Origin of the sequence: Erwinia sp. V71, from assembly GCF_965644245.1 — a bacterium.
In the GTDB taxonomy this organism is placed as follows: domain Bacteria; phylum Pseudomonadota; class Gammaproteobacteria; order Enterobacterales; family Enterobacteriaceae; genus Erwinia.
The window spans coordinates 1-2,603 of record NZ_CBFFRK010000217.1 but is presented as its reverse complement, the minus strand read 5'-3'; the positions used below and the strand labels follow the sequence as shown (position 1 = coordinate 2,603).

1 protein-coding gene and 1 pseudogene are annotated in these 2,603 nt (G+C 58.7%); both read right to left on the bottom strand.

What is annotated here, in order from left to right:
- Window positions 1-33: 33 nt before the first annotated feature.
- Window positions 34-1,722 (bottom strand): right-handed parallel beta-helix repeat-containing protein, encoded by a 1,689-nt coding sequence (locus ACSZO1_RS22150; protein WP_437616508.1) that lies wholly within the window; start codon window positions 1,720-1,722, stop codon window positions 34-36.
- A gap of 79 nt (window positions 1,723-1,801) precedes the next feature.
- A pseudogene (locus tag ACSZO1_RS22145) lies at window positions 1,802-2,527 on the bottom strand (MFS transporter); the annotation flags it as partial.
- Window positions 2,528-2,603 lie beyond the last annotated feature (76 nt).

Here is a 2,603-nt window from a genome sequence, read left to right as displayed (position 1 = left end):
GGGTTCCGGCAGCCTTCAGTGGTCTTTGCAGAGTTAAGACAGGCGACTTAGCGTTGCACTTCGAACTTGAATCCGCCAACAGGCAATCAGCTTATTGCCCTCGCCGACGCGCATTTTCACCGCAAAGCCATCGGCATTAATCAGGCCGGGATCTTTATTCGCGTAGGATTCTGAGTGAGAAATGAGGTTGTGACTGGCCCACAGTGGCCGCCCGATGCCCGCCGGAGACGCCACCCAAATCCCGGTGTCATCGGCATGGTGTGCCACCACCTGATGGATATGGTTATAGCTGCCGGAAATTTTGAAGCTCTTTTCGGTGACAGTGATGCCCTGAATATCCCAGTAGCTGGCGGCCAGACTGAGGCCGTGGAACACCACATTTTTGCCGCGCGGGCGCAGTTTTTTCGCCTGTTCCGGCGTGCCGCTGACGCTGGCAGGCAGACTGGTCAGCGGGTAATCGCCCTCTTCTAGCCATAGCGTCCCGCCGGGCTGCAGCGCGGCCGCAGCAGTTGCCACATCCAGCGGTTGCGCACGACTGCCGTTATTCTCTGCCTTGCCGTCAGGCGCGGCGTACAGTTCAGCCGGATTTGCCAGCTTACGCTGCTGCACCCGCAGGGTATCACTCAGTGTCACGCCAGTGCCGGTCACCAGCCGCCACTGTAATGCCGTCGTCTGTGCCGCAAGGGTGATCGGCAGTGACTGCCACTCCCCGGCGCGGATGGCTTTATCCGCCACCAGCACCTGGCCCTCACGGCTGAGCGTCAACACCCCGTCTTCATTGCTGCGCAGCTGAAAACGGTAGTCCGGCTGCGCTGCCAGCGGTGCAGAAGCGATTTCCACCTGTGGCGGTAATGCCGCAGCAACGAAGCTTTCGCCGCCGCGAGCCTGATGTTCACTGAGCGTCAGCGTGGCGCGGTGCACGGTAATTCGCGCATTACGTGAGGCAAAAAAGCCGACGTAGTAACCGTCCTTATCCTGCACCGCCACGCGTTCAGCATCACCAATCTGCTGCGTCACCCACTGCTCCCCTCCCACTGCTGACCAGCCGGAGATAAAGCCGTCGTCGGTGCGCGCCAGCCGCAGACGGAAGCGCGGCGTTTTACTGATATCCAGCCCGGCGTGATATCCCTGACGCAGCGTCTCCACGCCCGCATTGCCCCACGGATGCTGCACACCGTTGCGCGCAATCTGCGTCACCTGCAGCAGCGTGTGCGATTTTTTATCCTGTGTCAGCAGCGCATTCATCACCATATTGGCCGCTGCCGGAAACTCTTCATAGCCAGGGCGCAGTTGTTGCTGACGCGCCTGCCCCAGCACATCACGCACCAGCAGCCCCGCCCCCTCCTGCCCGGCAGGCATCGCGCCATTTTCCGGGCCAAACTGCTCCACACTGATTTCCGCCTCCAGCTGCATATTGGCGCTGGCGGGCAGCCGGGTGTAGTAGAAGGTCAGGCCATCGTGGCTGTTACCAATCTTGCCACCGCGGCTTTCGATATGGACCGGCGTGATCAGTTTGCCGCCAGACGCGGGCACCGGCTGGCCGTTTTGCTGCGTCACCTGATTGACGCCGATTTTTCCCGGCAACACGTTGGTGGCGAAATTGACGTCCGTCGACTGGCCAAAGGTAATAGCGTGCCACTCCAGCGCCGCAACATCCGGTAATGCGGCAACAGCACTACAGCTGGCCATCGTCAGCAACAGTGATAAAGGAAGTCGTGTCATCTCCGTTTTTTCCTTTTCCTTAGTCCGAGCGAAACCTGCCTGAGCGGCAGGAAGGTCAGTGATAGAGAGAGGGATTAATCTAACGTTGTGATAACTGGACCACGACCGCCGTTTCCGCGTCGTCAGCCTGCTGCATTTTCTGCCCGATTGCGCTGTTACCCCAGCACTGCTCGTAGGGATAGCCGACCAGATTTTCGATCACTTTACGCACCTCCGGCTTAATCGCGCTGATGTGCCCGCCTGCTTTGATGCGCGCCACTTCTTCCAGTACCATCAGGTGTGCTTTGCGATCCAGCGTCATCTGGCGGCTGAAGATAATCGCCACCAGCGCCAGTACAATTACGCCACCGAAGAACACCCACGAGATGGCCGTCACCGCGCTTTCTGGCTGCACATGGGATTTTGACTGGAAGCCGTAGTAACTGAGCACCGCGCCCATGACAAAAACAATCACCGAGCGCACGATTTTGCCGGAGAAGGTCATCGCCCCGGCATAAATGCCCTCGCGACGGCGGCCGGTAAACACCTCATCCACATCAGCGAGGAAGGTATAGACCGTCCACGGGATATAGTAGACCCCGCCGGTTCCCAGACCGAATACCACCGTGACACCCACAATCGCCACCGTCGCCAGATAACCCGGCAGATGCAGGAAGTGCAGCAGTGAGTAGCAGCAGACGGCAAAGATCACGATGGAGAGCGCCCAGGTATACGGCTTACTGAAACCACGCTTGACGCAAATGGCGATAAAGATGGCGGTGGAGAACAGCTGTAATATCGCATTCAGACTGTTCAGCCCGGCAAGTGCGTATTCCGACCCAAACCGACCATTGATTCCGATTTAATCCGATCGCACTTTCCGATTTAATTCGACCACGAAT